The 22,708-nt window shown below is 64.4% G+C and carries 21 protein-coding genes; 11 read left to right on the top strand and 10 right to left on the bottom strand.

Going from position 1 to position 22,708, the window contains the following annotated elements:
• Nucleotides 1-115 precede the first annotated feature (115 nt).
• Together BLP76_RS03580 and BLP76_RS19025 are read right to left on the bottom strand one after the other, a co-directional pair.
• Entirely contained in the window at nucleotides 116-265 is a 150-nt protein-coding gene (locus tag BLP76_RS03580) for an entericidin A/B family lipoprotein (protein ID WP_111328809.1), read from the bottom strand.
• A 95-nt stretch (nucleotides 266-360) separates the two neighbouring features.
• Entirely contained in the window at nucleotides 361-828 is a 468-nt protein-coding gene (locus tag BLP76_RS19025; protein ID WP_244514403.1) for a BrnA antitoxin family protein, read from the bottom strand.
• Nucleotides 829-909: 81 nt separating this feature from the next.
• Between BLP76_RS19025 and BLP76_RS03570 the strand changes: the two genes are divergently transcribed.
• The 5 genes from BLP76_RS03570 (at nucleotide 910) to BLP76_RS03550 (ending at nucleotide 5,745) form a co-directional block, all read left to right on the top strand.
• The gene (locus BLP76_RS03570; RefSeq protein WP_092809570.1) at nucleotides 910-1,560 is read left to right on the top strand and encodes a DUF1638 domain-containing protein; all 651 of its coding nucleotides are present in this window, start codon (nucleotides 910-912) and stop codon (nucleotides 1,558-1,560) included.
• Nucleotides 1,561-1,682: 122 nt separating this feature from the next.
• Nucleotides 1,683-1,982, top strand: coding sequence for a virulence factor (locus tag BLP76_RS03565; RefSeq protein ID WP_092809568.1), 300 nt, complete (start codon nucleotides 1,683-1,685; stop codon nucleotides 1,980-1,982).
• Nucleotides 1,983-2,108: 126 nt separating this feature from the next.
• A complete protein-coding gene (locus tag BLP76_RS03560) occupies nucleotides 2,109-3,071 on the top strand; it encodes a methyltetrahydrofolate cobalamin methyltransferase (protein ID WP_092809566.1) in 963 nt (320 codons plus the stop codon).
• A gap of 60 nt (nucleotides 3,072-3,131) precedes the next feature.
• Nucleotides 3,132-3,632 carry an endonuclease domain-containing protein gene (locus BLP76_RS03555; protein WP_092809564.1) on the top strand — a complete coding sequence of 167 codons (501 nt, stop codon included), beginning with the start codon at nucleotides 3,132-3,134 and terminating at the stop codon, nucleotides 3,630-3,632.
• A gap of 58 nt (nucleotides 3,633-3,690) precedes the next feature.
• Nucleotides 3,691-5,745 carry an ASKHA domain-containing protein gene (locus BLP76_RS03550; RefSeq protein WP_092809562.1) on the top strand — a complete coding sequence of 685 codons (2,055 nt, stop codon included), beginning with the start codon at nucleotides 3,691-3,693 and terminating at the stop codon, nucleotides 5,743-5,745.
• A gap of 136 nt (nucleotides 5,746-5,881) precedes the next feature.
• Here the strand turns inward: BLP76_RS03550 and BLP76_RS03545 are convergent, their stop codons facing one another.
• Complete coding sequence (locus BLP76_RS03545; protein WP_092809560.1) at nucleotides 5,882-6,070, bottom strand: ribbon-helix-helix domain-containing protein; 189 nt, start codon at nucleotides 6,068-6,070, stop codon at nucleotides 5,882-5,884.
• A 486-nt stretch (nucleotides 6,071-6,556) separates the two neighbouring features.
• On the opposite strand from BLP76_RS03545, the gene BLP76_RS03540 reads away from it, so the two are divergent.
• A complete protein-coding gene (locus tag BLP76_RS03540; protein ID WP_139163676.1) occupies nucleotides 6,557-7,414 on the top strand; it encodes a hypothetical protein in 858 nt (285 codons plus the stop codon).
• 57 nt (nucleotides 7,415-7,471) lie between these two features.
• Here the strand turns inward: BLP76_RS03540 and BLP76_RS03535 are convergent, their stop codons facing one another.
• Genes BLP76_RS03535 through BLP76_RS03515 form a run of 5 tightly spaced genes read right to left on the bottom strand, consistent with a single transcriptional unit; the run spans nucleotide 7,472 to nucleotide 13,508 of the window.
• The gene (locus BLP76_RS03535) at nucleotides 7,472-8,089 is read right to left on the bottom strand and encodes a class I SAM-dependent methyltransferase (RefSeq protein ID WP_092809556.1); all 618 of its coding nucleotides are present in this window, start codon (nucleotides 8,087-8,089) and stop codon (nucleotides 7,472-7,474) included.
• Between the two features lie 42 nt (nucleotides 8,090-8,131).
• Nucleotides 8,132-8,827, bottom strand: a complete 696-nt coding sequence (locus BLP76_RS03530) for a sarcosine oxidase subunit gamma (protein WP_092809554.1) — start codon at nucleotides 8,825-8,827, stop codon at nucleotides 8,132-8,134.
• Nucleotides 8,820-11,882, bottom strand: a complete 3,063-nt coding sequence (locus BLP76_RS03525; protein ID WP_092809552.1) for a sarcosine oxidase subunit alpha family protein — start codon at nucleotides 11,880-11,882, stop codon at nucleotides 8,820-8,822. The genes BLP76_RS03530 and BLP76_RS03525 overlap by 8 nt, the downstream gene beginning before the upstream one ends.
• On the bottom strand, nucleotides 11,882-12,247 hold the full coding sequence (locus tag BLP76_RS03520; protein WP_092809550.1) for a sarcosine oxidase subunit delta: 366 nt from the start codon (nucleotides 12,245-12,247) through the stop codon (nucleotides 11,882-11,884). The genes BLP76_RS03525 and BLP76_RS03520 overlap by 1 nt, the downstream gene beginning before the upstream one ends.
• A gap of 10 nt (nucleotides 12,248-12,257) precedes the next feature.
• The gene (locus BLP76_RS03515; RefSeq protein WP_092809548.1) at nucleotides 12,258-13,508 is read right to left on the bottom strand and encodes a sarcosine oxidase subunit beta family protein; all 1,251 of its coding nucleotides are present in this window, start codon (nucleotides 13,506-13,508) and stop codon (nucleotides 12,258-12,260) included.
• Nucleotides 13,509-13,668: 160 nt separating this feature from the next.
• Between BLP76_RS03515 and BLP76_RS03510 the strand changes: the two genes are divergently transcribed.
• The 4 genes from BLP76_RS03510 (at nucleotide 13,669) to BLP76_RS03495 (ending at nucleotide 18,837) form a co-directional block, all read left to right on the top strand.
• Complete coding sequence (locus tag BLP76_RS03510) at nucleotides 13,669-14,136, top strand: MarR family winged helix-turn-helix transcriptional regulator (protein ID WP_092809546.1); 468 nt, start codon at nucleotides 13,669-13,671, stop codon at nucleotides 14,134-14,136.
• A gap of 5 nt (nucleotides 14,137-14,141) precedes the next feature.
• Complete coding sequence (locus BLP76_RS03505) at nucleotides 14,142-15,500, top strand: HlyD family secretion protein (RefSeq protein WP_244514402.1); 1,359 nt, start codon at nucleotides 14,142-14,144, stop codon at nucleotides 15,498-15,500.
• Between the two features lie 2 nt (nucleotides 15,501-15,502).
• Complete coding sequence (locus BLP76_RS03500; protein ID WP_092809544.1) at nucleotides 15,503-17,050, top strand: DHA2 family efflux MFS transporter permease subunit; 1,548 nt, start codon at nucleotides 15,503-15,505, stop codon at nucleotides 17,048-17,050.
• A gap of 137 nt (nucleotides 17,051-17,187) precedes the next feature.
• A complete protein-coding gene (locus BLP76_RS03495; protein WP_092809542.1) occupies nucleotides 17,188-18,837 on the top strand; it encodes a tetratricopeptide repeat-containing sulfotransferase family protein in 1,650 nt (549 codons plus the stop codon).
• 138 nt (nucleotides 18,838-18,975) lie between these two features.
• Here the strand turns inward: BLP76_RS03495 and BLP76_RS03490 are convergent, their stop codons facing one another.
• Nucleotides 18,976-19,734, bottom strand: a complete 759-nt coding sequence (locus tag BLP76_RS03490; RefSeq protein WP_092809540.1) for an SDR family oxidoreductase — start codon at nucleotides 19,732-19,734, stop codon at nucleotides 18,976-18,978.
• Nucleotides 19,735-19,814: 80 nt separating this feature from the next.
• On the bottom strand, nucleotides 19,815-21,485 hold the full coding sequence (locus BLP76_RS03485; RefSeq protein WP_244514401.1) for a formate--tetrahydrofolate ligase: 1,671 nt from the start codon (nucleotides 21,483-21,485) through the stop codon (nucleotides 19,815-19,817).
• A gap of 281 nt (nucleotides 21,486-21,766) precedes the next feature.
• On the opposite strand from BLP76_RS03485, the gene BLP76_RS03480 reads away from it, so the two are divergent.
• Nucleotides 21,767-22,702: a GlxA family transcriptional regulator gene (locus BLP76_RS03480; protein WP_092810120.1), complete on the top strand. Its 936-nt coding sequence runs from the start codon at nucleotides 21,767-21,769 to the stop codon at nucleotides 22,700-22,702.
• Nucleotides 22,703-22,708 lie beyond the last annotated feature (6 nt).

Genomic DNA, 22,708 nt, shown 5'->3' with positions numbered 1-22,708 from the left:
GAACGATCCGCACATAGAAAGAGCGGCGCCCGGGCGCCGCTCATTGCTTTCAAGGGATTGCTCGGCCCGCATGGCCGCCCCATTCGGGACGCGGCCATGCGGGCCGAAAAACTGCTTACGGGTTGCCCTGCACCGTGTCTTCGACGGCGTTGCCGGTGTCCTGAACATCGCGCCCGACACCGCGCACCGTATGTTCGCAGGCGGCCAGGCTCAGGCCGAAAGACGCGAGGACCACGAAAAACACACCACGACGCACAAGATTCATCACACAACTCCCTGAGGCCGCCACATCAGCGGCTTTCCTGTGCAACGGTGCCTGGGCTCGATTGGTTCCGGCTCTCATGCGTGCTCGAACACGTCTCAAGGCTCGCGATGGTGCTCGTAGTATTGCCGCAGAACCGCATTAATGCGCGTCTGATAGCCACGACCTTGCGCCTTGAACCATTCCAGGACGTCCGCATCGATCCTGATCGAGGCGTGGGTTTTTGTGCGAGGCAACGGCATCTCGGTCATGACCCAGTCCGGCGGGACCGCATCGAACGCGTCGTCCGGATCGCTTCCATCCGGCACGCCCTGCCGGGCGGCTCGTTTCCAATCCGAACCGGCCTCGCCTTGATGACGCATCTTCTGCAGGTCATTCGCCGTGAATCGTACGATGCGCTCTTTCTTCTCCGGCATGGGCTCTTCTCCATCTCTCGGCGACGGAATGACGACGATCTTCCGGCCATCGAAGAAAAGAGGCGCATCGGCAAAATCGAGACCTCTGTCGAGCCGCGTTCTCTCTCGCTTCGCCTCATCCCACTCAAAGACGAAATCGCCACGTTTCATGTATATACACTTTGTAGCACGCCAAGGTCCACTGAATAGCAGACTTTGCCGGAAGAGCTCAGAAGCTCTATAGAAAGCCCGATGAGCGACATTCGCGCAGATGGCCGAGCGCCGCAGCCGGGCGCGGGAAAAGCCGACGAGCTCCTCGTCATCGCCTGCGGTGCGCTGGCGCGCGAGATCGGCGATATCGTCGAAGCGAACGGGCTCGCCCATGTCCGCCTCACCTGTCTCCCCGCCATCCTGCACAACCGGCCGGAAAAGATCCCGGAGGCCGTCCGAGAGGCGATCCGCAAGGCCCGCGCCCAAGGCTTTGAGCGCATCCTCGTCGGCTATGGCGATTGCGGCACGGGCGGGCACCTCGATGCGGTCTGCGCGGCCGAAGGCGTCTCACGCATCGACGGACCGCATTGCTACGCGTTCTATTCCGGCAACGCCCGCTTCGCCGCCCAGGGCGACGCCGATATGGACGCCTTCTTCCTGACCGACTTCCTCGCCCGTCAGTTCGAGGCTTTCGTCATCGAGCCGCTCGGCCTCGACCGGCATCCGGAGCTCAGGGATGCCTATTTCGGGCATTACCGCCGCCTCGTCTATCTGGCCCAGCGGCCGGATCCCGCCCTCGAAGCGAAGGCGCGCCAGGCGGCAGACCGCCTCGATCTCGCCTTTGAGATGCGCGTGACCGGCTATGGCGATCTCGCGGGCTTCCTCGGCGCGGCACCGGCAGACGCCGGCTGAGGCACCGCAATTTCCCGTCGATGTTGCGCAAATCGGCAGAAAGTCGCAATTCGGAGCCGACCTGTCGCGGCCAAGCTCGCTTGCGGCCGGGGCGCTGCAACAATCACCCAGGAGAACAACGAATGGCGCAACGCATCATCCTGTCATGGCGCGATATTCCGGCTCAGGTGATCATCAAGGCGGGGCGGAAAAGCGCCAAGCGCGAATTGCCGATCCGCTTCACGGAGGCGATCGACCGCTGCGCCATGAAGGTGGGAGCCCGCGATTCCGACGCCTATCTCGCCGAATGGCGCCGCGGCGAGCCGACCTCCTGCGGCGACGATCTCGAGGCGGAGGCGGATGCCGCAGCTGCGGCGATCGAGGCCGATTATCCGCCCGAGCGTCTCAAGGCGCTCATCGATCAGGACGGCTTCGAGCGCTGAGATCGCAGGGCGCAGACGGCGCGATTTTGACGCGCCGGGCGCCGGCCGCTACAGACCAGCCCGGAACGACGGGCGACACCGCCCGAAAACGGGCCCCGCAACGGGACCAGTGAAGGAAGAGCAGGTATGACACGCACCATCGTCGCTTCGGGCAAAAAGGAGATCGCGATCGGCTTCGACCAGCCTTTCTGCGTCATCGGCGAGCGCATCAATCCGACCGGCCGCAAGAAGCTCGCGGCGGAGATGGTGGAGGGCAATTTCGAGACCGTGAAGGCCGACGCGCTCGCCCAGGTCGCAGCCGGCGCCACCATGCTCGACGTCAATGCGGGCGTCACCGCGGTCGACCCGAACGAGACCGAGCCGCCGCTTCTCGTCGAGACGCTGAAGATCGTGCAATCGCTCGTCTCCGTGCCGATCTCCATCGATTCCTCCGTTCCGGCCGCGCTGAAGGCGGGGCTCGAGGTGGCGGAGGGCCGGCCCCTCGTCAATTCGGTGACGGGTGAAGAGGATCGGCTCGAAGCGATCCTGCCGCTCATCAAGAAATACAACGTGCCGGTGGTGGCGATCTCCAACGACGAGACCGGCATTTCGGAAGATCCGGACGTGCGTTTCGCCGTCGCCAAGAAGATCGTGGAACGCGCCGCCGATTACGGCATCAAGCCCGAAGACATCGTCGTCGATCCCCTGGTCATGCCGATCGGCGCCATGGGGACGGCCGGATTGCAGGTCTTCGCGCTCGTCAGGCGGCTGCGCGAGGAGCTCAAGGTCAACACGACCTGCGGCGCCTCCAACGTCTCCTTCGGCCTGCCGCACCGCCACGGCATCAACGCGGCCTTCCTGCCGATGGCGATCGCCTCAGGCATGACATCTGCGATCATGAACCCGGTCCGGCCGCAGGAGATGGAAGCGGTGCGCGCAGCCAACGTCCTCATGGGCACCGACAAGGACTGCATGACCTGGATCCGCTCCTACAAGGATTACCAGCCGGCAGCGGGCGGTACGCCGGCCGCATCGCCCGCCCCGGCAGACGGTGGCGGTGGCCGCCGCCGCGGTGGCCGCGAGGCGAGAAGGGCTAGGACTGGGGGGTGACAATGGCACGGCGGAACTCCCCTCCCCCTTGCGGGGAGGGGCTGGGGGAGGGGTAGCTCCGTGCCGCGCTCGGTGATCGAGCCGGAGGTCCGGGACCGGGCCCGCAAACAGCGCAAATCGCCGACGCGCGGCGAGAAGGCGATGCACGAGTATCTCCGGAGCTTCCGACCGTATGGCGCGCACTTCCGGCGCGAGGCGCCGATCGGCCCCTACGTCGTCGACTTCGTCTGGCTTTCGGCGCGGATCGTCATCGAAGTCGATGGCGCCTCGCATGATCTGCCGGGGCGGCCTGTGGAAGATGCGCGCCGAGATCGGTTCCTCGAAGGACGTGGCTTCCGTGTCTTCAGGGTCCGCGATGCGGATGTGATCGCAAATCGCCGAGAGGCGTTCGAAGCGATCGAGGCGGCGATCCTCTCACACTTGAAAGTTCCAGGGAGCCGGTTCGACGCAGACATCAAGGGTGGGCGTGACCCCTCCCCTAACCCCTCCCCGCTAGGGGGAGGGGAATCCGGCTTTGCCGATCGGCAGCGCTTGCGCCCCCTCAACAGGCGCTCCAAGTGAGCGGCATGCCTTTGCTGCGTCGACCAGCGGCCACCAAACCCGAAACACTCAGCCATCCATGACCGAACCTCAAAAAGACCCCCTCGTTCTCTTCATGCCCTCCGGGCGGCGCGGGCGCTTTGCGAAAGGCACACCCGTCCTCGATGCGGCGCGGCAGCTCGGCGTCTATATCGAGAGCGTCTGCGGTGGGCGCGGCATCTGCGGGCGTTGCCAGATCGAGGCGCAGGAAGGGCATTTCGCCAAGCACGGCATCTCCTCCGCGGCCGACCATCTCTCCGGCGTCACTGAGGCGGAAAACCGCTACGCCGAGAAACGCGTGCTTGTCGAAGGCCGCCGCCTTTCCTGTCAGGCGCTCGTCGAAGGCGATCTCGTCGTCGACGTGCCGCAGGACGTGCAGATCAACCGACAGATCGTGCGAAAGCGTGCCGAGACGCGGGTGATCGAGCGCGATCCGGCGACCCAGCTCTGCTATATCGAGGTCGAGGAGCCCGACATGGAAAAGCCGCTCGGCGATGCCGACCGGCTCCTTCATGCGCTTGAGAAAGAATGGGGCTTTCAGAAGCCGCGCATCGCCGCGCGCCTCCTGCCGCAGATACAGAAGCTCTTGCGCGACGGCGAGTGGAAGGTCACCTGCGCCGTCTATACCGACGGGCGCGTGGAGGGCGGCGGGCCGATCGTGACGGCGATCTTCCCGGGCTTTCACAATGTCGGCTGCGGCCTTGCCGTCGACATCGGCTCGACCACGATCGCGGCCCACCTCACCTCTCTCCTTTCCGGCCGCACGATGGCGTCTGCCGGCGCGCCCAATCCGCAGATCCGCTTCGGCGAGGATCTGATGAGCCGCGTCTCCTATGTGATGATGAACCCGGAAGGCCGGACGCAGATGACCAAGGCGGTACGCGACGCGATCGGCGTTCTCATCGCCGAGCTCGTCCAGGGCGCCGGCATCACTCCCGATGATGTTCTCGAGGCGGTCTTCGTCGGCAATCCGATCATGCACCACCTCTTCCTCGGCATCGATCCGACGGAGCTCGGTGGCGCGCCGTTTGCTCTCGCCGTCTCCGACGCGGTGAGCCTGGACGCACGCGAGATCGGCCTGCCGATCAACGACGGGGCGCATGTCTATGTGCTGCCCTGCATCGCGGGCCATGTCGGTGCCGATGCCGCCGCGGTGACGCTCGCGGAAGGCCCGCACCGTGCCGACGAAATGACGCTCGTCGTCGATGTCGGCACCAATGCGGAGATCGTGCTCGGCAACAAAGATCGGCTCGTCGCAGCCTCCTCGCCGACGGGACCAGCCTTCGAAGGCGCCGAAATCTCCGGCGGTCAGCGTGCCGCCCCCGGTGCCATCGAACGTGTCAGGATCGACCGCGAGACGCTGGAGCCGAAGATCAAGATCATCGGCGGCGATGAATGGTCGAACGAGGAAGGTTTCGAGAAGGTCGCGCAGGATGTCGGCGTCACCGGCATCTGCGGCTCCGGCATCATCGAGGTCGTGGGCGAGATGTATCTTGCCGGCATCATCGACGAAGACGGCGTCATCGACGGCAGTCTTGCGGCAAAGTCGGAGCGAATTCAGCCGACGGGGCGCACCTTCTCCTATCTTCTCTGGCGTGGCGACGAGGCGGCCAAAAGCCAGGAGATCAAGATCCTGCAGACTGACATCCGCGCCATCCAGCTCGCCAAGGCCGCGCTCTATGCGGGCGTGCGCCTGTTGATGGACAAGCTCGGGCTTGAACAGGTGGAGGCGATCAAGCTCGCCGGCGCCTTCGGCTCCTATATCGACCCGACCTACGCCATGGTGATCGGCCTCATTCCCGACTGCCCGATCGACAAGGTGAAGGGCGTCGGCAATGCCGCCGGCACGGGTGCGCGCATGGCCCTCCTCAACCGCTCCTACCGGCGCGAGATCGAGGAGGTCGTCAGAAAGATCGAAAAGATCGAGACGGCGATGGAGCCGCGCTTCCAGGAGCATTTCGTGGCGGCGATGGCGTTCCCGAACAAGGTCGAAGCCTTCCCGAACCTTGCCGGAGCCGTCACGCTACCGCCGCGCAAGGTGCTCGGCGGAGGCGAAGACGGACGTCCGCGTCGACGCGGCGGGCGCCGGCGCTGAACCGCCGCCCCGCTTCTGCCCTCGCGCGCCGGGAGAGCATGCATGCGGCAAAAGCCGGACATACGCGTCCCGTGACGATGCGGCAGCGCCGCATCGCCGGCAACGAAATCGACTGTGTTGGAAGCTTTAAAGCGCGTCAGCCCTCAGCGCGGCGCGGAATCGCATGTCGCGTCGGACCGGCCGTTTCGCGTCGCTCACGCCACTCCAGAAGCGCCTCACGTACCACGTCGTTCATCGATTCATAGAGACCGTCCCGAACGGCTTGCTGCAAGATCACAGCGAGCTGCGGCGGAAGAGCGATACTTATCTTCTCGATGGCACTCATGGCTGACTGGCCTTCCTCCAGGACCACCCCGACTAGCCCCTGTTGAGGGGGGTCCGACCTACCGCCTAAGCGACGAGCGGAGATTTAAGGGCGATCATGGTCGTATTAGGGCGGATCGACGTCCATTTCCGCCATCTGCTATTTGCCCCTGCGACAAGATTCCTCAAGTATTCATGCGGTCATTCACAGTGCCGCCCGCACGTCTCAAGCCACCCTGCGACGCTTGAGAAATTTGCGTGAGAGCAACCAGCAGAGTAGCGAGCAGCATCGCCGCTTTGCGCGGTCGCTCGGCGCATCTCGGCGGATACCGACAGGCCCGTTCTTAGCCGTCTTGACTGTCCGGACACGCGGCATGCACGGCCGCTCTTTCCCCCACTTTAGAATCAACTTACTTCGCGGAGTGCTGTCGCTCTGGCAGCACTTGATCGCTTCGTTCGCCTGGTACGCCGGGCTGTCGACACATCCCGAGACGATCTGGAGACAATCTTGAGTTCTGAGCAAGCTATGAGCGTGGGTACGCTGCTCACGTCGCTGGTCATCGGCTTTCTTGTTTTTATCGCCTACGACACCTTCAAGAAGACGGGGCCCCTCGATGAGGAGACGATCACGTCGAATAAGGGCTCGATCATGATCTACATGATCTGGCAGGCCGGGATTTCTCTCGTGCTAACGTTCGGCGCGACGCTTCTGGTGATCGAAACCTATGGGGTATTCGATGGCGAGCCGCCTGAAGCGGCTTTCTGGAGCTTACCAGCCATGTTTGCGCTGGCGGGCGTCGCCTATGCATATGCGGCACTGCTGCGCGCAAAAGATGCGGGGCGGACACGTGGTTTCGCGCTTCTCGGGATCGTGCCGGTCGCCAATCTCTGGCTCATCTTTGCCTCCCCGAAGAAAGCTCCCGAACGGCCAGCCTATGTCCCGGCCTCGCGCATCGTGCGCATCGCCATCGCTCTCGTCGCGGTCGTCATCAGCGTCGGATTGCGCACATTGCAGGACGAGGCCTCGCGCATGCTTTTCCAGGCACAGGTCGCCGATCGCGTCGAAGAGAGGGTCGCCATCCAGAACGAGCGTCTGCCCAAGCAATTGAATGAAATGACGACGCTCGAAGAGGTGAATTTCGATGCCAGCGAAAAGGAGATCGTCTATCGATATTCGTTCGCATCGACCGACATCGATGCCGCGTCCATCCGAACCTGGCTCGCGAACACGATGAAACCGCGAGTGACGCCATCAACATGTCAGGATCCGGTCGTGGCCGAATTCGGCTGGGTGACGCGCTTCCGGTATCTCGATGCAGACGAAAATCTCGTCGCCGAAATGTCGATCTCGAACGAGGATTGTTGAGGCCACCGGCGCATCAGCCGCGTTGCCTGCACGCTAACGACCTTTGGCGAGGGGGTCTCAGCCCTTCCGTGCGACGATATAGGGGCCGTGTGGGTTCGTGCCGAAGACGCGTTCCTCGACGATCTCGAAACCCGCCTGGCGGATCGCTTCACGCAGAGCCGCTTTCGTCAGCGCATTCGCCTTTGGGAAGAGCCCGAAGGTTCGCAGCCCGAGAAACAGGGCGCGCAGCTTCAGGCTCATTTCGGCAAAGCACCAGGTTTTGGCGATCATCATCCCGCCGGGTTTCAGATGCGCATGGATCTCAGCCAGCGTGCCGTGCAGATCGTCGACCAGATGCAGCACCTGAAAGGCACAGATCGCATCGAAAGGCCCGCCATCGAAGGCGCTTTGCGCATCGGCGAGGACGAAGCGCAGATTGTCCGGCGCGGGCTTCGCCTCGGCGATGCGCAGCATCTCGGGCGAGAAATCGGTCGCGATCCACTCCGCCACGAAGGGCGCAAGGCGGATCGCCGTTCCGCCCGTGCCGCAGCCGATCTCCAGGACGCGGTCCGTCGGCGCAAAGCGGCCGGACGCGTCGGCCAGCATCGCTTCATAAGCTTCCGGATCCTTGATCGGCCGCGCCGCATAGCGCTCGGCGATCTTGTCCCAGAAGCTCGCATGTGCCGTCTTTGCCATCGCCTGCCCCCCGCCGCGATCACGCTGTGGCGCCGAAGGCGCTCACGCTTTCTTTGAATGCACGCTTTCAGTGAGGAAGGTTTCGTCGGCTGCCGGGATCTGTTCCGGCACGCCCCATTCGCGTCCCGCATCGGCGAGCACGCACCACAGATAATCCGCCATCGACCAACGCACATAAAGGCGGAAGCGTGCGGTCTCCTCCTCCCCGTGCTCCAGCCACAGCCAGCCCTGAGCCCGGGCGAAATTTGAACCCGCGACGCAGCCGACGGGAAAGCCGCGCGGATGCAGATCGAGCGTCGTCAGCTTCATCAAGGCTTCGCGCGCCTTGCGGCCGGAGATCTCGATGGCGGTGTAATAATCGCTGACATCGACGAGCTGGTGATGCTCCCCGGCGAGGCCTTTCTCCACCCCTTCGGCAAAGGCCGCAGCCTCCGCCTCCGGCACCAGAAGCAGAAATTCATCAGGCCCGAGCCAAAAGACGACACGCTCGCCGTTGACGACGGACATCAATGGCGCGGCCGGCAGATCGAGACCCGCGGCTTCGCGAAACGCCTCTCCCCCTCTCGCCGGATCGAGCCGCAGAATGAACTTCCCGGCAAACGGCGTTTCGGCCAGGCGCAGTGTTCCCGGCGCTCCTTCCACGGACTGACGCAGCGCCAGCGGCGTGCGCCTCTCCGGCGGTGTCAGCCCCTCGGACGGCTCCAGGCCTTCAGAGGGCTTTTTCGCATTCTCAGCCATGGCCGCCCTCCCGGCGCACCGCCTGCGGCAGCGCACCCTTTGCCTTCAGATCCAGGAAGTCGATCTCCGTCACGCGCACCGGCACGGTCGGCTCGCCGCCGCGGGTCGCGAAAATCCGGTCGCCGATCCGCCCGCCGCCCCCGGAGACGAGCGCAAGCGCGATCGAACGGCCGATATTGGGACTGTAATAGCTCGACGTGACATGCCCAAGGACCGGCACGGGCGGCTCGGGCTCGTTGCGCCGCTCGATCAGATGGGCGCCTTCTTCCAGAACGAGGTCGGGATCTTCCGTCAAAATGCCGACGAGCTGGCGGCGATCCTTCCGTGCCGTATCGGAACGGAACAGAGACCGGCGGCCGATGAAATCGCCGCTCTTCTTGACGATCCAATCCATCCTGAGATCGCCGGGCGTGACCGTGCCGTCGGTATCCTGGCCGACGATGACAAAACCCTTTTCGGCGCGCAGGAGATGCATCGCCTCCGTGCCATAGGGCGTGATGCCGTGCCTGGCGCCCTTCTCGATGATCTGGCGCCACATCCAGCGCCCATAGGTCGCCGGAATATTGATCTCGTAAGACGTCTCGCCGGTGAACGAGATGCGGAAGACGCGCACCGGGATGCCGCCCATGGTCGCGTCTCGCCAGTCCATGAACTTGAAGCGCTCGGGATCGGCGTCGAAATCATCGAGAAGCTCGGCGATCAGCGCCGGGGATTTCGGTCCGCAGATCGAGGCGACGGCCCATTGTTCGGTGACGGAGGTGAGGAAGACCTTCAGATCTGGCCATTCCGTCTGCAGATAATCCTCGAGCTTGGCGAGAACCGAAGCCGCGCCGCCCGTCGTCGTCGTCATGTGGAAGTGATCGTCGGCGATGCAGGCGGTCACGCCATCATCGGCGACCATGCCATCCTCGCCGAGCATCAGCCCATAGCGGCAGCGGCCGGGCGCAAGCTTCGACCAGGAATTGGTGTAGACGCGGTTCAAAAACTCGCGCGCATCCGGCCCCTTCACGTCGATCTTGCCGAGCGTGGAGGCGTCGAGAACACCGCAATCGGTGCGTGCCGCACGCGCCTCGCGCTGCACCGCCTGGAAGAAATCCTCGCCCTCGCGAGGATAGGCCCGCGGACGCAGCCAGTCGCCGACGGGCTCGAAGACGGCGTCGCGGCGGCGGTGCCAGCCATGCATCGGCGTCGTCCGCCGCGGGGCGAAATGGGGCCCGACATGCTGACCGGCGATCGCCGCAAACGTCACCGGCTTATAGGGCTGGCGGAACGTCGTCGTGCCGACGGCCGGCAGTTCCTCGCCGCGCTCGTTGGCGATGAAGGCGAAGGCGTTCAGATTGGCGATCTTGCCCTGGTCATTGCCCATGCCGGTGGTGGTGTAGCGCTTGGCATGCTCCACCGCCTGATAGCCCTCTTGCAGAGCGAGCCGCAGGTCTTTCGTGGTCACGTCGTCCTGGAGATCGATCCAGGCACGGCGGCGATGCGGCGGCAGATGTGAAGGCATCTCCGGCATCACCTTCAACTGGCCCTGGCCGAGTTCCACGCCATCGACGTCGGGAACCGTCACATCGCCGGAATCAAAGCCCGCCTGCGCCGCCGCTTCCACACCGGCGCGTGCGCCTTCGGCCAGGACGTCGGTGAGCGCGTAGGTGCCGTTGCAGGCGCCGGCGGAGCGCTCCTTCTGCCAGGAGCGGCCGGGACGGAAGGCGGCGAGTTCGGGATCGTAGCGCAGCTTGCCGCGCGATTGCGAAAACAGCGCCGCGTTCGGCGCATAGCCGCCGGCGACCGCCAGAAGATCGCACCCGATATGGGAAAAACTCGTGCCGACGCTGCCGTCGCGATGCAGCGGGCGCACCTCGACCTGACTGACTCGGTGGCGTCCGGAGGTGCCGACCACCGTCGAGCTCGCATGGATCGGGATGCCGAGACGTGCCGCCTCCGCCATATGCTCGCCGGAGAGATCGGAGCGCACATCGATGATGCCGGCGATCTCGGCGCCGTTGGCGGCAAGATCGAACGCCGTCACCCAGCCGGTATCGTTGTTGGTGAAGATCACGGGCCTTTTGCCGGCGAGGACGCCGTAGCGGTGCAGGAAGGTGCGCGCCGCACTTGCGAGCATGATGCCCGGGCGGTCGTTTTCGTGGAAGACGAGCGGCCGCTCCAGCGCGCCTGTCGCAAGCACCACCTCCTTCGCACGCACCCGCCACAGGCGCTGGCGCGGCAAATGGCCGAGACGCTTCTCTTTCGGCAGGTGGTCGGAGACCTTTTCCCAAAGCCCCAGGAAATTGTTGCCGTAATAGCCGAAGGCGTTGGTGCGGGTGAGGATCGTCACCTCGGGCAGCGCGGCAAGCTCGTTCTGGATGTCGGCCACCCATTGCGCCGGCTGCACGCCGCCAAGCGACAGCTTCTCGGGATCACGCGACAGAATGGAGCCGCCGAGACGGTGCGTCTCTTCGACCAGGATGACGCGCGCGCCGGATCGTCCGGCGGCAAGCGCCGCCATCAGGCCGGCGGGGCCGGCTCCCACGACGACGACGTCGCAATGGCGGTTGACGGTCTCATAGCGGTCGGGATCGCCGGCGTCGGGGGCGCGGCCGAGGCCCGCGAAGGCGCGGATCAGCGGCTCGAACAGCGCCGTCCAGGTGCCCGGAGGGCCCTTGAAGGTCTTGTAGTAGAAGCCCGCCGGCATGAAGCGCCAGAACGGATCGAGGGCGCCGCCGATATCCGTGCCGAGGGACGGCCAGCAATTCTGCGAGCTCGCCACCAGCCCATCATAGATTTCCTGCTCGGCGGCGCGGGTGTTGGGATCGAAGCGCTTGGCATCGACGCCGATGGCGACAAGGCCTGCCGGATCGGCGGAGCCTGCCGCATAGATGCCGCGTGGACGGTGATATTTGAAGGAGCGCGCCACCATGTGGCGGCCATTGGCGATCAGGGCCGAGGCGAGCGTGTCGCCCGGATGGCCGTGATAGGAAATCCCGTCATAGGTGAAACGGATGGTGCGCGAGCGCTGAACGAGACCACCCTGCGGTGTGCGGAACGGCTGTTTCGACATCACTCGGCCTCGCCCGGCTGCATCACCTTGACGGCATCATTGCCCGAGCCGATCGGCGCCTCGCCGCACGGCGTTGCGGGCAGCTTCGCCTGCACTTGTGGAGCGGTCTCGCCGATCTTGTAGACGGCGAGAATTTCATCGGTCGCGGTGTTCCTCAGCATATTGAAGAACCGGCGACAGCCGGCGGAATGCACCCAACGTTCGGCGAGGACGCCTTTCGGGTTCGACCGCATGAAGACGAAATCGGCCCATTCGGCATCGCTCATATCCTCGCGCCATTCCGGCCGGGCGATATGGGCCTCGCCGCCATAGGAGAATTCGGACTGGTCGCGCGCGCCGCAATAGGGGCAGGAGATCACAAACATCGGGCTTCTCCTAATGCGCGACGGCTGCCGCGCCGTGCTCGGCCACGAGGTTGCCGGTGACGAAGCGCTCCAGCGTGAAGGGCGCGGCGATCGCGTTCGGCTCGTCATTGGCGACGAGATCGGCCAAAGCGTGACCGGACCCCGGCGTCGCCTTCCAGCCGCCGGTGCCCCAGCCGCCGTCGATATAGAAGCCCTTCACCGGCGTCTTTGAAATGATCGGCGAAGCGTCCGGGCAGACATCGACGATGCCGCCCCACTGGCGCATCATCCGAACCCGCGACACGAAGGGGAAGAGTTCGATCAGCGCCGCCATCTGGTGCTCGATGATGTCGAAGGAGCCGCGCTGCGTATAGGACAGATAAGGATCGATGCCCGCGCCGATGACGAGCTCGCCTTTCGAGGACTGGCTCATATAGACATGCACGGCATTCGACATGACGACACAGGGCAGAACCGGCTTCAACGGCTCTGAGACGAGCGCCTGCAGCGGATGGCTTTCGATCGGCAGGCGCAGGCCGAGCATGCCGGCGATCACCGAGGTGTGGCCGGCCGTGACGCAAGCGACCTTTTCGGTCGCGATCGTGCCGCGCGTCGTGCGCACGCCCGTGACTGCCCCCTTGTCCGTGTCGATCCCCGTCACCTCGCATTGCTCGATGATGTCGACACCCATATCGGAGGCGGCGCGCGCAAAGCCCCACACGACCGCATCATGCCGATTGACACCGCCGTCGCGCTGCAACGTGGCGCCGATCACGGGATAACGGGCATCGGCCGCCACCGAGATCGGCGGGCAAAAGGCCTTCACTTCCTTGGCTTCCAGCCATTCGGCCTGGACGCCGTTCAAGCGGTTCGCTTCCACGCGACGCTTCAGCTGGCGCGCCTCGCCCTCGTCATGAGCGAGATTGAGAACGCCGCGATGGCTCATCATGATGTTGTAGTTGAGCTCGCGCGACAGATCCTTCCACAAGGTCAGCGCGTGATTATAAAGCGCGGCCGACGCATCGTAGAGATAGTTGGACCGGATGATGGTGGTGTTGCGGCCGGAATTGCCGCCGCCGATCCAGCCCTTTTCCACGACGGCGATGTTGGTCATGCCGTGGAGTTTGGCGAGATAATAGGCGGTCGCCAGCCCATGGCCGCCGCCGCCGATGATCACCGCATCGTAGGAGGGTTTCGGCTCCGCTTTGCGCCACGCGGGCTGCCAGCCCTTGTGGCCGCTCAGGCCTTCGCGAATGAGGCGGACGACGTTGTAGCGCTGCATCAGAGCCGTTTAGCCGTCGCAGGCGTTAAGGGCAAATGCACGAGCGACGTCCGATTGTCGCTCTACGCCCTTTTTACCTCCTCCGACTAAGCCATTTGGATGAGGCACCTGTCGAACATTTCATTTGCACATTATAAGCACGCTTATTATATGCCGGGCCATGGAGCACAAAACCTCTCTCGGATTTCTGATTACGGATGCGGCCCGCCTGCTCAGGCGGCGCTTCGAACAGAGTTCACGACAGTTCGGCATGACCGCGGCGCAACTTCACATCTTGGGGCGCCTTTCCAAGATCGAAGGCATCAACCAGGCGGGTCTTGCGGCGCTTCTCGACATGGAGCCGATCACCGTCTGCCGTCACGTCGATCGCATGGAGACCGCCGGCCTCATCGAACGCCGGCAGGATCCGAACGATCGGCGCGTCCGCACGCTGCACATCACCGACAAGGGACGTGAGCTTTTGCCGGACATGCGCAATCTCGCAAACGAGATCTTCGAGGAAGCACAAAACGGGCTGCCGGAGGGGACGCGCGCGACACTGATGACCGCGCTTGAGAAAATTGTCAGCAATCTGTCGGAACGGCCCGGGGAAGAGGTCGAACCGCAGCGTCAGCATGTGGAAGCTTGAAGCCTATGAGTGAAGATTTAAAGCCACGTGAGGAGCCGCTCTTCCCCGACGACGACGTCGCGGAGACGCGCAGGACCCCAATCCCGGCACAGCATGGCCCGGCACAGCATGGCCCGGCGAAACATGGGCCAGCGCAACCCGGCAATGACGAGACGCTCGAGGAAGACGAAGGCTCCAGCGAAGTGCTGGAAGCCTTGGAAACACGCGAGCAGAATCCGACCCCGCCCGACTCCGAACCCGAAAAGAAGCGCCCGCGCAAGAAGCGGGTGGCTTTGATGATCGCCCTGCCGCTCGTCCTTGCCATCGGCGGCGGCTATTTCTGGCTGACCTCGGGTCGCTACATCTCGACCGAAGACGCCTATGTCCAGCAGGACAAGGTCAATGTCGTACCGGAAGTCGCCGGGCGCATCGTCAAGGTCGGGGCCGGCGAGAACCAGCCCGTGAAGACCGGCGATCTCCTCTTTGCCATCGACGATGCGCAATATCGCGTCGAAGTCGACCAGGCCAAAGCGGCGGTTGCCTCCGCTCGCCTCGAGGTGGAGCGCATGAAAGCCGCCTACGCCTCGGCGCTCGCGGACAAGGAATCGGCGGATCAGTCCCTCACCTTCGCGGAAGACACGTTCAACCGGCAGGACCGGCTGCACGATCGCGGTTTCGTCTCGCAATCGGCTCTCGACAAGGCGCGCCTCGATCTGCAGCAGGCGCAGGCGAAGGCGCGTTCAGCCGAGCAGAGCGTGATGAGTGCCAAGGCGGCGCTTGCCGGCAATCCCGACATCGCGACCGACGACCATCCGGAAGTGATGCAGGCACTTGCAAAGCTGGAAGCAGCCGAACTCGACCTCGATCACACCGTGGTGACGGCGCCGGCCAATGGCATCGTCAGCCAGACGGACCGGTTGCGCGTCGGCCAGTACGTCACCTCCGGCACGTCGGTTCTGAGCCTCGTGGAGACCGACGAAGTCTGGGTCGAAGCGAATTACAAGGAAACCGAGCTCACCTATATGCGTGCGGGCCAGCCCGTCGAAATCGACGTCGACACCTATCCCGATCATCCGCTGAAAGGCCGGGTGGCGAGCGTCGGCGCGGGCACAGGTTCGGAGTTTTCGCTTCTGCCGGCGCAGAACGCCACCGGCAATTGGGTGAAGGTCGTGCAGCGCATCCCGGTGCGCATCGCCATCGCCGATCTGCCGAAAGACGCACCCCTGCGCACCGGCATGAGCGTCAGCGCGACCGTCGACACCGGCCGCTCGCCGGAGATGCCGGACTTCGTCGAAAAAGGCCTCGCCTTCCTCGGCTTCAGTTTTCCCACTGCCACGGCACAGGCGCATGAAACCGTTGCCGCGCAGGGTGTGACGCAGCACTGACCATGGCCAATTCCACGACCCAGGACGCGGCGGCCCCCGCGGCGCCGCGCGAGATCAATCGCCCCATGGTGACGGTGTTCATCATGCTGGCGACGATCATGCAGATCCTCGACACGACGATTGCCAATGTGGCGCTGCCGTCCATGCGCGGCAGCCTCGGGGCGACGCAGGATCAGGTCACCTGGGTTTTGACCTCCTACATCGTCGCCGCCGCGATCATGACGCCGGTCACCGGCTGGCTGTCGGATCGCTACGGCACGCGCGAGCTGTTTCTCGGCAGCGTCGTCGGCTTCACGGCCACCTCGATGCTGTGCGGTCTTTCGACCAGCCTCGAAATGATGGTCGTCTTCCGCATCCTGCAGGGATTGTGCGGCGCCGCCCTCGTGCCGCTCTCACAGGCGGTGCTCCTCGACATCAATCCGAAGGAGAAGCACGGCCAGGCGATGGCGATCTGGGGCGCCGGCATCATGATCGGCCCGATCATCGGCCCGACGCTCGGCGGCTGGCTCACCGACACCTTCGACTGGCGCTGGGTGTTTTTCGTCAACCTGCCCGTGGGCATCGTCGCCTTCATCGGCATGCTGGTCTTTCTCCCGGATACGGAGCGCCGGCATCGCGGCTTCGATTTCTTCGGCTTTGCGATGCTCGCCATCGCCATCGGCGCCTTGCAGATGCTGCTCGACCGCGGCGAACAGGTGGAATGGTTCTCCTCGCCGGAAATCTGGATCGAACTCGGCCTGACCATCTCGGGGCTGTGGATTTTCATCATCCACGCGCTGAGCACGGAGCATCCGTTCCTCGACCTCAAGATCTTCAAGGACCGCAATCTCGTCACCGGCCTCGTACTGATCTTCATGGTCGGCATGATCCTGCTCGCAGCCCTCGCCCTCCTGCCGCCGATGCTGCAGAACATCATGGGTTATCCGGTGGTGACGACGGGCCTCGTTCTCGCCCCCCGCGGCGTCGGCACGATGATCTCTATGATCGTCGTCGGGCGGCTGGTGCAGCGGGTCGATCCGCGCATCCTGATCTTCTCCGGCCTCTGTCTCACCGCATATTCGCTGCATCAGATGAGCAGCTTCACCCCGCTCATGGACAACCATCTGCTCATCTCGAGCGGCATCATCCAGGGATTGGGGCTCGGGCTCGTCATGGTGCCTCTGTCCACGGTCGCCTTCGCGACCCTGGAGCCGCGCTTCCGCACGGACGGCGCCAGCCTCTTCAGCCTGTTGCGCAATATCGGCTCGAGCGTCGGCATCTCCGTCGTCACGACGGTTCTCGCCCACAACATCCAGATCAATCACGCCGAGCTCGGTGCGCATATCACCCCGTTCAACCCGATGCTCGATCAGGCGGCGAGTTCGCTCGGGGCGAGCCGGGAGACGGCGATCGCCGTCCTTAGCCAGAGCATCAACCAGCAGGCCATGATGATCGCCTATATCGACGACTTCAAACTGATGATGTTGATCACGCTCGCTGTGTTGCCGCTTATCCTCTTCATGCGCAAACCGCAGCATATGGGCGGCGGCGGGATGGTGGCCGCGGACTGATGCGGCCCCGACGGCACCGGCACGCTTGAGGCGCCTTCCTGGCGGATTCCTGAGGGGAAACGTGCGGTTTCCAAAAAGCCAGTACGGCCTCCGGCCCGTCGATTGACAAGCGGGCCGGGATACATGTTCATAGATCCATGACCCACGACAATTCGCATTCGACCGACGGCAAGCGGCGGCGCTCGCCGGAGGAAAAGCGTGCCATGGCCACCTCCATCGTCGCCAAGGCCGCAGGCTTTGAGCGCGCCGGGCGGCTCGATGCGGCGCTTGCCCATTATCGCCAGGCGCAGACGCTTCTGCCCCGCGATGCGCAGATCAATTTTGCGATCGGGCGCATCTTCGTCAGCGCCGGCCGGCCGGCGGATGCGATCGAACCGCTGAAGACGGCTGTCGCCGCCAAGCGCAAGGAGCCGGAACCGCGCCATCTCCTCGGCCTCGCCTATCTGGAAAGCGGCGATATCGATGCCGCCCTCCGCCAGCTCAAGGAAGCGGTTTCGCTCGCGCCCAAGGCGCCGGCGCTTCTGTCCGCCCTCGGCAGCGCCTATCTGCGCGCTGGCGACGCCGACAAGGCGGAAGAGATGCTGCGCCGCGCCGCCGAGCTCAATCCGCGCGACCCGACGGCAAAGCTCAGGCTCGCGGGCCTTGTGCTCTACCGCGGCCGCAACGCAGACGCCGAAAAACTCTACCGGGAGATGCTCGCCTCTGGCGACAAACGGCCCGTCGTCTATGCCGGCCTCCTCGAAGCTGCGCGCTTCGAGAAAGAACCGCCGGAATATGCCGACATCGAAGCGATGGCCAAGGACGCAAAACACCCGCGCGTCGAACGACGCATGCTGCATTTCGGCCTCTCCGGCCTCGACCGACGGCTGAAGCGGGAAGAGAAATCCTTCGCCCATGCGACCGCCGGCAATGCCCTGCTGCCGGAATTCGATCTCGGCTATTTCGCCGAGATGGTGGCGGCCTTCAAAGAGGCGGTGACGCCCGACTTCTTCTCAGAGCGCAGCAGCATCGGCCATGACAGCGAGGTGCCGGTTCTCATCTTCGGGATGCCGCGCTCGGGCACCAGCCTCATGGAACAGATCGTCACCGCGCATCCGCAGGCGGCTGCGGCCGGTGAGCTCCCGTTCTTTCAGCGCGCCGTCTCCGAGCTCGGCATCCGCTTCACGCGAGAGCGCAACGCCGTACCCCCGGAAAAACTCGCCACGCATCTGCAAAGCCTGGACGGGGCACACTTGTCGCGCATCGCACCGGTCTATCTGGAGCGGCTGAAGCAGATCGCAGGACCCGCCGCGCGCATCACCGACAAGACGCCGCACAACTTCCTGCATCTCTGGCTGATCGCCCTCCTCTTCCCCAAGGCGCGCTTCATCCACGCCAGGCGCGATCCGATGGCGACCTGCTTTTCCTGCTTCACCACCGATCTTGGAGATTGGCACGCCTATCGGCGCGATCTCACCACGCTCGGGCGCTATTATGGGCTCTACGAAGAGCTCACCGCGCACCTCACGGCGGCGCTGCCGCAGACGGTTTTCGAATGCCGCTACGAAGAGCTCGTCGGCGATCCGGAAAACGCCGCGCCGAAGCTCGTCGATGCGGCCGGTCTCTCCTGGGATCCGCGCTGCCTCGCCTTCCACGAAAGCAAACGCCTCACGCAGACCGCCTCGCATGCGCAGGTGCGTGAGCCCGTGCATACAAGGCGGGTCGAAGCCTGGCGGGCCTACGAAGCCTATCTTAAGCCGCTTGAAGCGGCCCTTTCCGACACGAAGGCGGGTTCGCGCGCGGCCTGAGCCGCCACACCCGCCGCCTTCATCCGAGAGGGGCCACGCACGTCCTTCCCTGGCCCCGAGATAGCCGAAGCCAGGGAAAACTTCGCGACGACTGCCGACGGGCGCGTGTCCGGCGGGAAAGCGCCCGACAGAAGCCGGTCAGCCGCGGCCGACGAACGGCATCTTGGTCGCCATCACCGTCATGAAGAGGATGTTGCTGGACAGAGGCAGCGACGCCATGTGCAGGACGGCATCCGCGACCTCGCGCGTATCCATGAGGGGCTCGACGGCGATACTGCCGTTCGCCTGGGGCACCCCCTTTGCCTGGGCTGCCGCCATATCGGTCCCCGCATTGCCGATATCGATCTGGCCGCAGGCGATATCGAAAGGTCGGCCGTCGAGGGCGAGCGTTTTGGTGAGGCCGCTAATGGCGTGCTTCGACGCGGTATAGGGCACGCTGCCGGGCCGCGGCGCATAGGCCGAGATTGAACCGTTGTTGATGATGCGTCCGCCCTGCGGCTTCTGCCGCCGCATCAGGGCGAAGGCACCACGTGCGCAAAGGAAAGAGCCGGTCAGGTTGATGTCGACGACCTTCTTCCATTCTGCGACCGGAATCTCGTCGATCGGCGCCCCTGGCGTATTCGCACCGGCATTGTTGAAGAGAAGATCGAGCCGGCCGTAGACCTCTTCGATCTTCGCGAAGAGGGCATCGACGGATTCCGGGTCCGCGACATCGGCGGGTACGACCAGCGCGTCCCCCTCCTCGGCTTCCGCAAGCGCAACCGTTTCCTGCAAGGGCGCCTCGCGCCGGCCGGTCAGAACGACCTTCCAGCCCGCCATCAAAAAGGCCGTGGCGGTTTCCCTGCCGATGCCGGACCCGGCGCCGGTGACGAGTGCGATCTTTGCGGCTTCCGCCATGCTGTTTCCTTCCCTGAGATGATCGTTTTTATCGTTTTCTTATGGCTGGTGCGGTGTCCGCACCAGCCGCTTTAAAAGCTTCAAAACAGACCTTCGATCAAGCCTTCTGCATTCAGGCGGATCTTTTCCGCCGCCGGCTCTTTCGGCAGACCTGGCATGGTCATGATCTCCCCGCAGATGGCGACGACGAAGCCGGCACCGGCTGAAAGCCGCACCTCGCGCACCGGAACGGTGTGGCCCGCCGGCGCGCCGCGCCGATGCGGATCGGTGGAGAAGGAATACTGCGTCTTCGCCATGCATACGGGAAGATGGCCGAAGCCTTTCTCCTCCCACTCGGCAAGCTGCGCCAGAACGGTCTCGCTCGCGGCGACATGCGCACCGCGATAGATGCGCCGCACGACCGCCTCCATCTTCTTGAAGAGCGATAGATCGTCCTGGTAGAGCGGCGAAAAATCCGCCGTGCCGCTCTCGGCGAGCGCCACCGCTTCGCGCGCCAGATCCTCGATGCCGGCCGAACCTTCTTCCCAGTGGCGGGCGACGATCGCCTTGGCGCCGAGCTCTCCCACATAGGCTTTGACGCAATCGATCTCGGCCTCGGTGTCGCTGGTGAAATGATTGATCGCAACGACCGCCGGCACGCCGAACTGGCCGATATTCTCAAGATGCCGGCCGAGATTGGCGCAGCCGCGCTCCACGGCCGCCACATCTTCGCGGCCGAGGTCTTCCTTCGCCACGCCGCCGTTCATCTTCAAGGCCTTGATGGTCGCAACCAGCACCACCGCATCGGGCTTCAGTCCCGCCATCCGGCACTTGATGTCGAAGAACTTTTCGGCACCGAGATCGGCTCCGAAGCCTGCTTCCGTCACCACGTAATCGGCGAGTTTCAACGCCGTCTTGGTGGCGATGACGGAATTGCAGCCATGGGCGATGTTGGCGAACGGTCCGCCATGCACGAAGGCCGGGTTGTTCTCCAGCGTCTGCACCAGATTGGGCTTCACCGCCTGCTTCAGGAGCGTCGCCATGGCGCCGTCGGCCTTCAGGTCGCGCGCCGTCACCGCGCTCTTGTCGCGGCGATAGCCGACGATGATGTTGCCGAGCCGGCGTTCCAGATCTTCCAGATCCTCCGCCAGGCAGAGAATGGCCATGACTTCCGAGGCGACGGTGATGTCGAAGCCCGTCTCGCGCGGATAACCGTTGGCCACGCCACCCAGCGAACAGACGATGTCGCGCAGCGCCCGGTCGTTCATGTCCATGACGCGCCGCCAGGTGACGCGGCGCGGATCGAGATCCTGCTCGTTGCCCCAATGGATGTGGTTGTCGATCATCGCCGCCAGGAGATTGTGGGCGGTCGAGATCGCATGGAAATCACCTGTAAAATGCAGGTTGATGTCTTCCATCGGCACGATTTGCGCATGGCCGCCGCCGGCCGCGCCGCCCTTCACGCCGAAACAGGGGCCGAGCGAGGGCTCGCGCAGGCAGATCACGGCCTTCTTGCCGATGCGATTGATGCCGTCTCCGAGGCCGACGGTCGTCGTCGTCTTGCCTTCGCCGGCCGGCGTCGGACTGATCGCCGTCACGAGAATGAGCTTGCCGTCCGGCCGCTCGTGCAAGGATTCGATGAAAGGGGTGGCGACCTTGGCCTTGTCGTTGCCGTAGGGCTCCAGAAATTCTGCCGGAATACCGAGCCCTTCGCCGATCTCCCAGATTGGCCGGCGCGCAGCCGCCCGCGCAATCTCGATGTCGCTCTTCAAAAGTCTTCCCCTTTGCCTGTCTGCCTCGTTCGATCGAAACGGCTTTGCCTCAAAAGGAAGGAAAGCCGCCGGCGGGCGCGTCATGCCATTGTCACGCGAGCAAAGACCTACTAGCGTTTCCAATCTGGGCCAATGGCCCGTTTGCGACATAGGCGCCCGACCTGATCGGTCGGTGGGAGGTGCCATTGCACGGACCGTCGGTGAAAGAAAAGCCGCACAAGCCTGTCTCACCGGCGTCCCGGACGCATCACTACGCCTTTTTCCTGCTGCCGAACTTCACGATGCTCGCCTTCGCGATGGCGGTCGAGCCCCTGCGCATCGCCAACCGGATGAGCGGCCAGGCATCTTACCGGTGGAGCGTCATCTCGCTCGACGGCGCGCCGGTCCCCGCCTCCAACGGCATTGCGATGAACGCCGACATGTCGCTCAAGGAAGCGAAGGAGCGGGCCCGCACCGACGACCGCCCGGACGTCGTCTTCGTCTGCGGCTCGCTCGGGGTGGAGCGTTTCCACAACCGCGAACTCAACAGCTGGCTCGGCACGCTCCACCGGCAGAAGATCGGCATCGGCGCCCTCGACACCGGAGCCTGGGTGCTCGCCGATGCCGGCCTTCTCGACGGCAAGCGCTGCGCCATCCATTGGGAATCGCTGCCCGCCTTCCAGGAGCGGTTTCCGGAAGCCGACGCCTACGCCGATCTCTTCGAAGTCGACGACAACATCTATACCTGCGCTGGCGGCACGGCCGCGCTCGACATGATGCTGCATCGCATCGGCGTCGATCTCGGCGACACGACCGTCACCAAGGTCTGCGAACAGGCGCTGACGGACCGCATGCGCGGCTCGCAGGATCGCCAGCGCCTGCCTTTGCGCGCCCGCCTCGGTCTGCAGAACTCGAAGCTTCTCTTCATCATCGAATTGATGGAAGCCAATGTCGCCGAGCCCTTGTCGCTGCTCGACATCGCCCGTTACGCCGGGCTGTCGCGGCGCCAGATCGAGCGGCTTTTCCGGCGCAATCTCGGGCGCTCTCCGGCGCGCTATTATCTGGAAATCCGGCTCGACCGGGCCCGCCATCTCCTCATCCAGTCGGACGTGCCGATCGTGGAAGTGGCGGTCGCCTGCGGCTTCGTCTCCGCCTCGCATTTTTCCAAATGCTACCGCGAGCTCTACGGCCGCTCGCCGCAACAGGAACGCCAGGGGCGCGAGAAGGTGCTGTCGTAGCGGGCT

Source organism: Afifella marina DSM 2698 (assembly GCF_900102695.1).
Classification (GTDB): domain Bacteria; phylum Pseudomonadota; class Alphaproteobacteria; order Rhizobiales; family Afifellaceae; genus Afifella; species Afifella marina.
The sequence above is the reverse complement of the archived record's forward strand: the minus strand, read 5'-3'. Positions and strand labels throughout refer to the sequence as shown.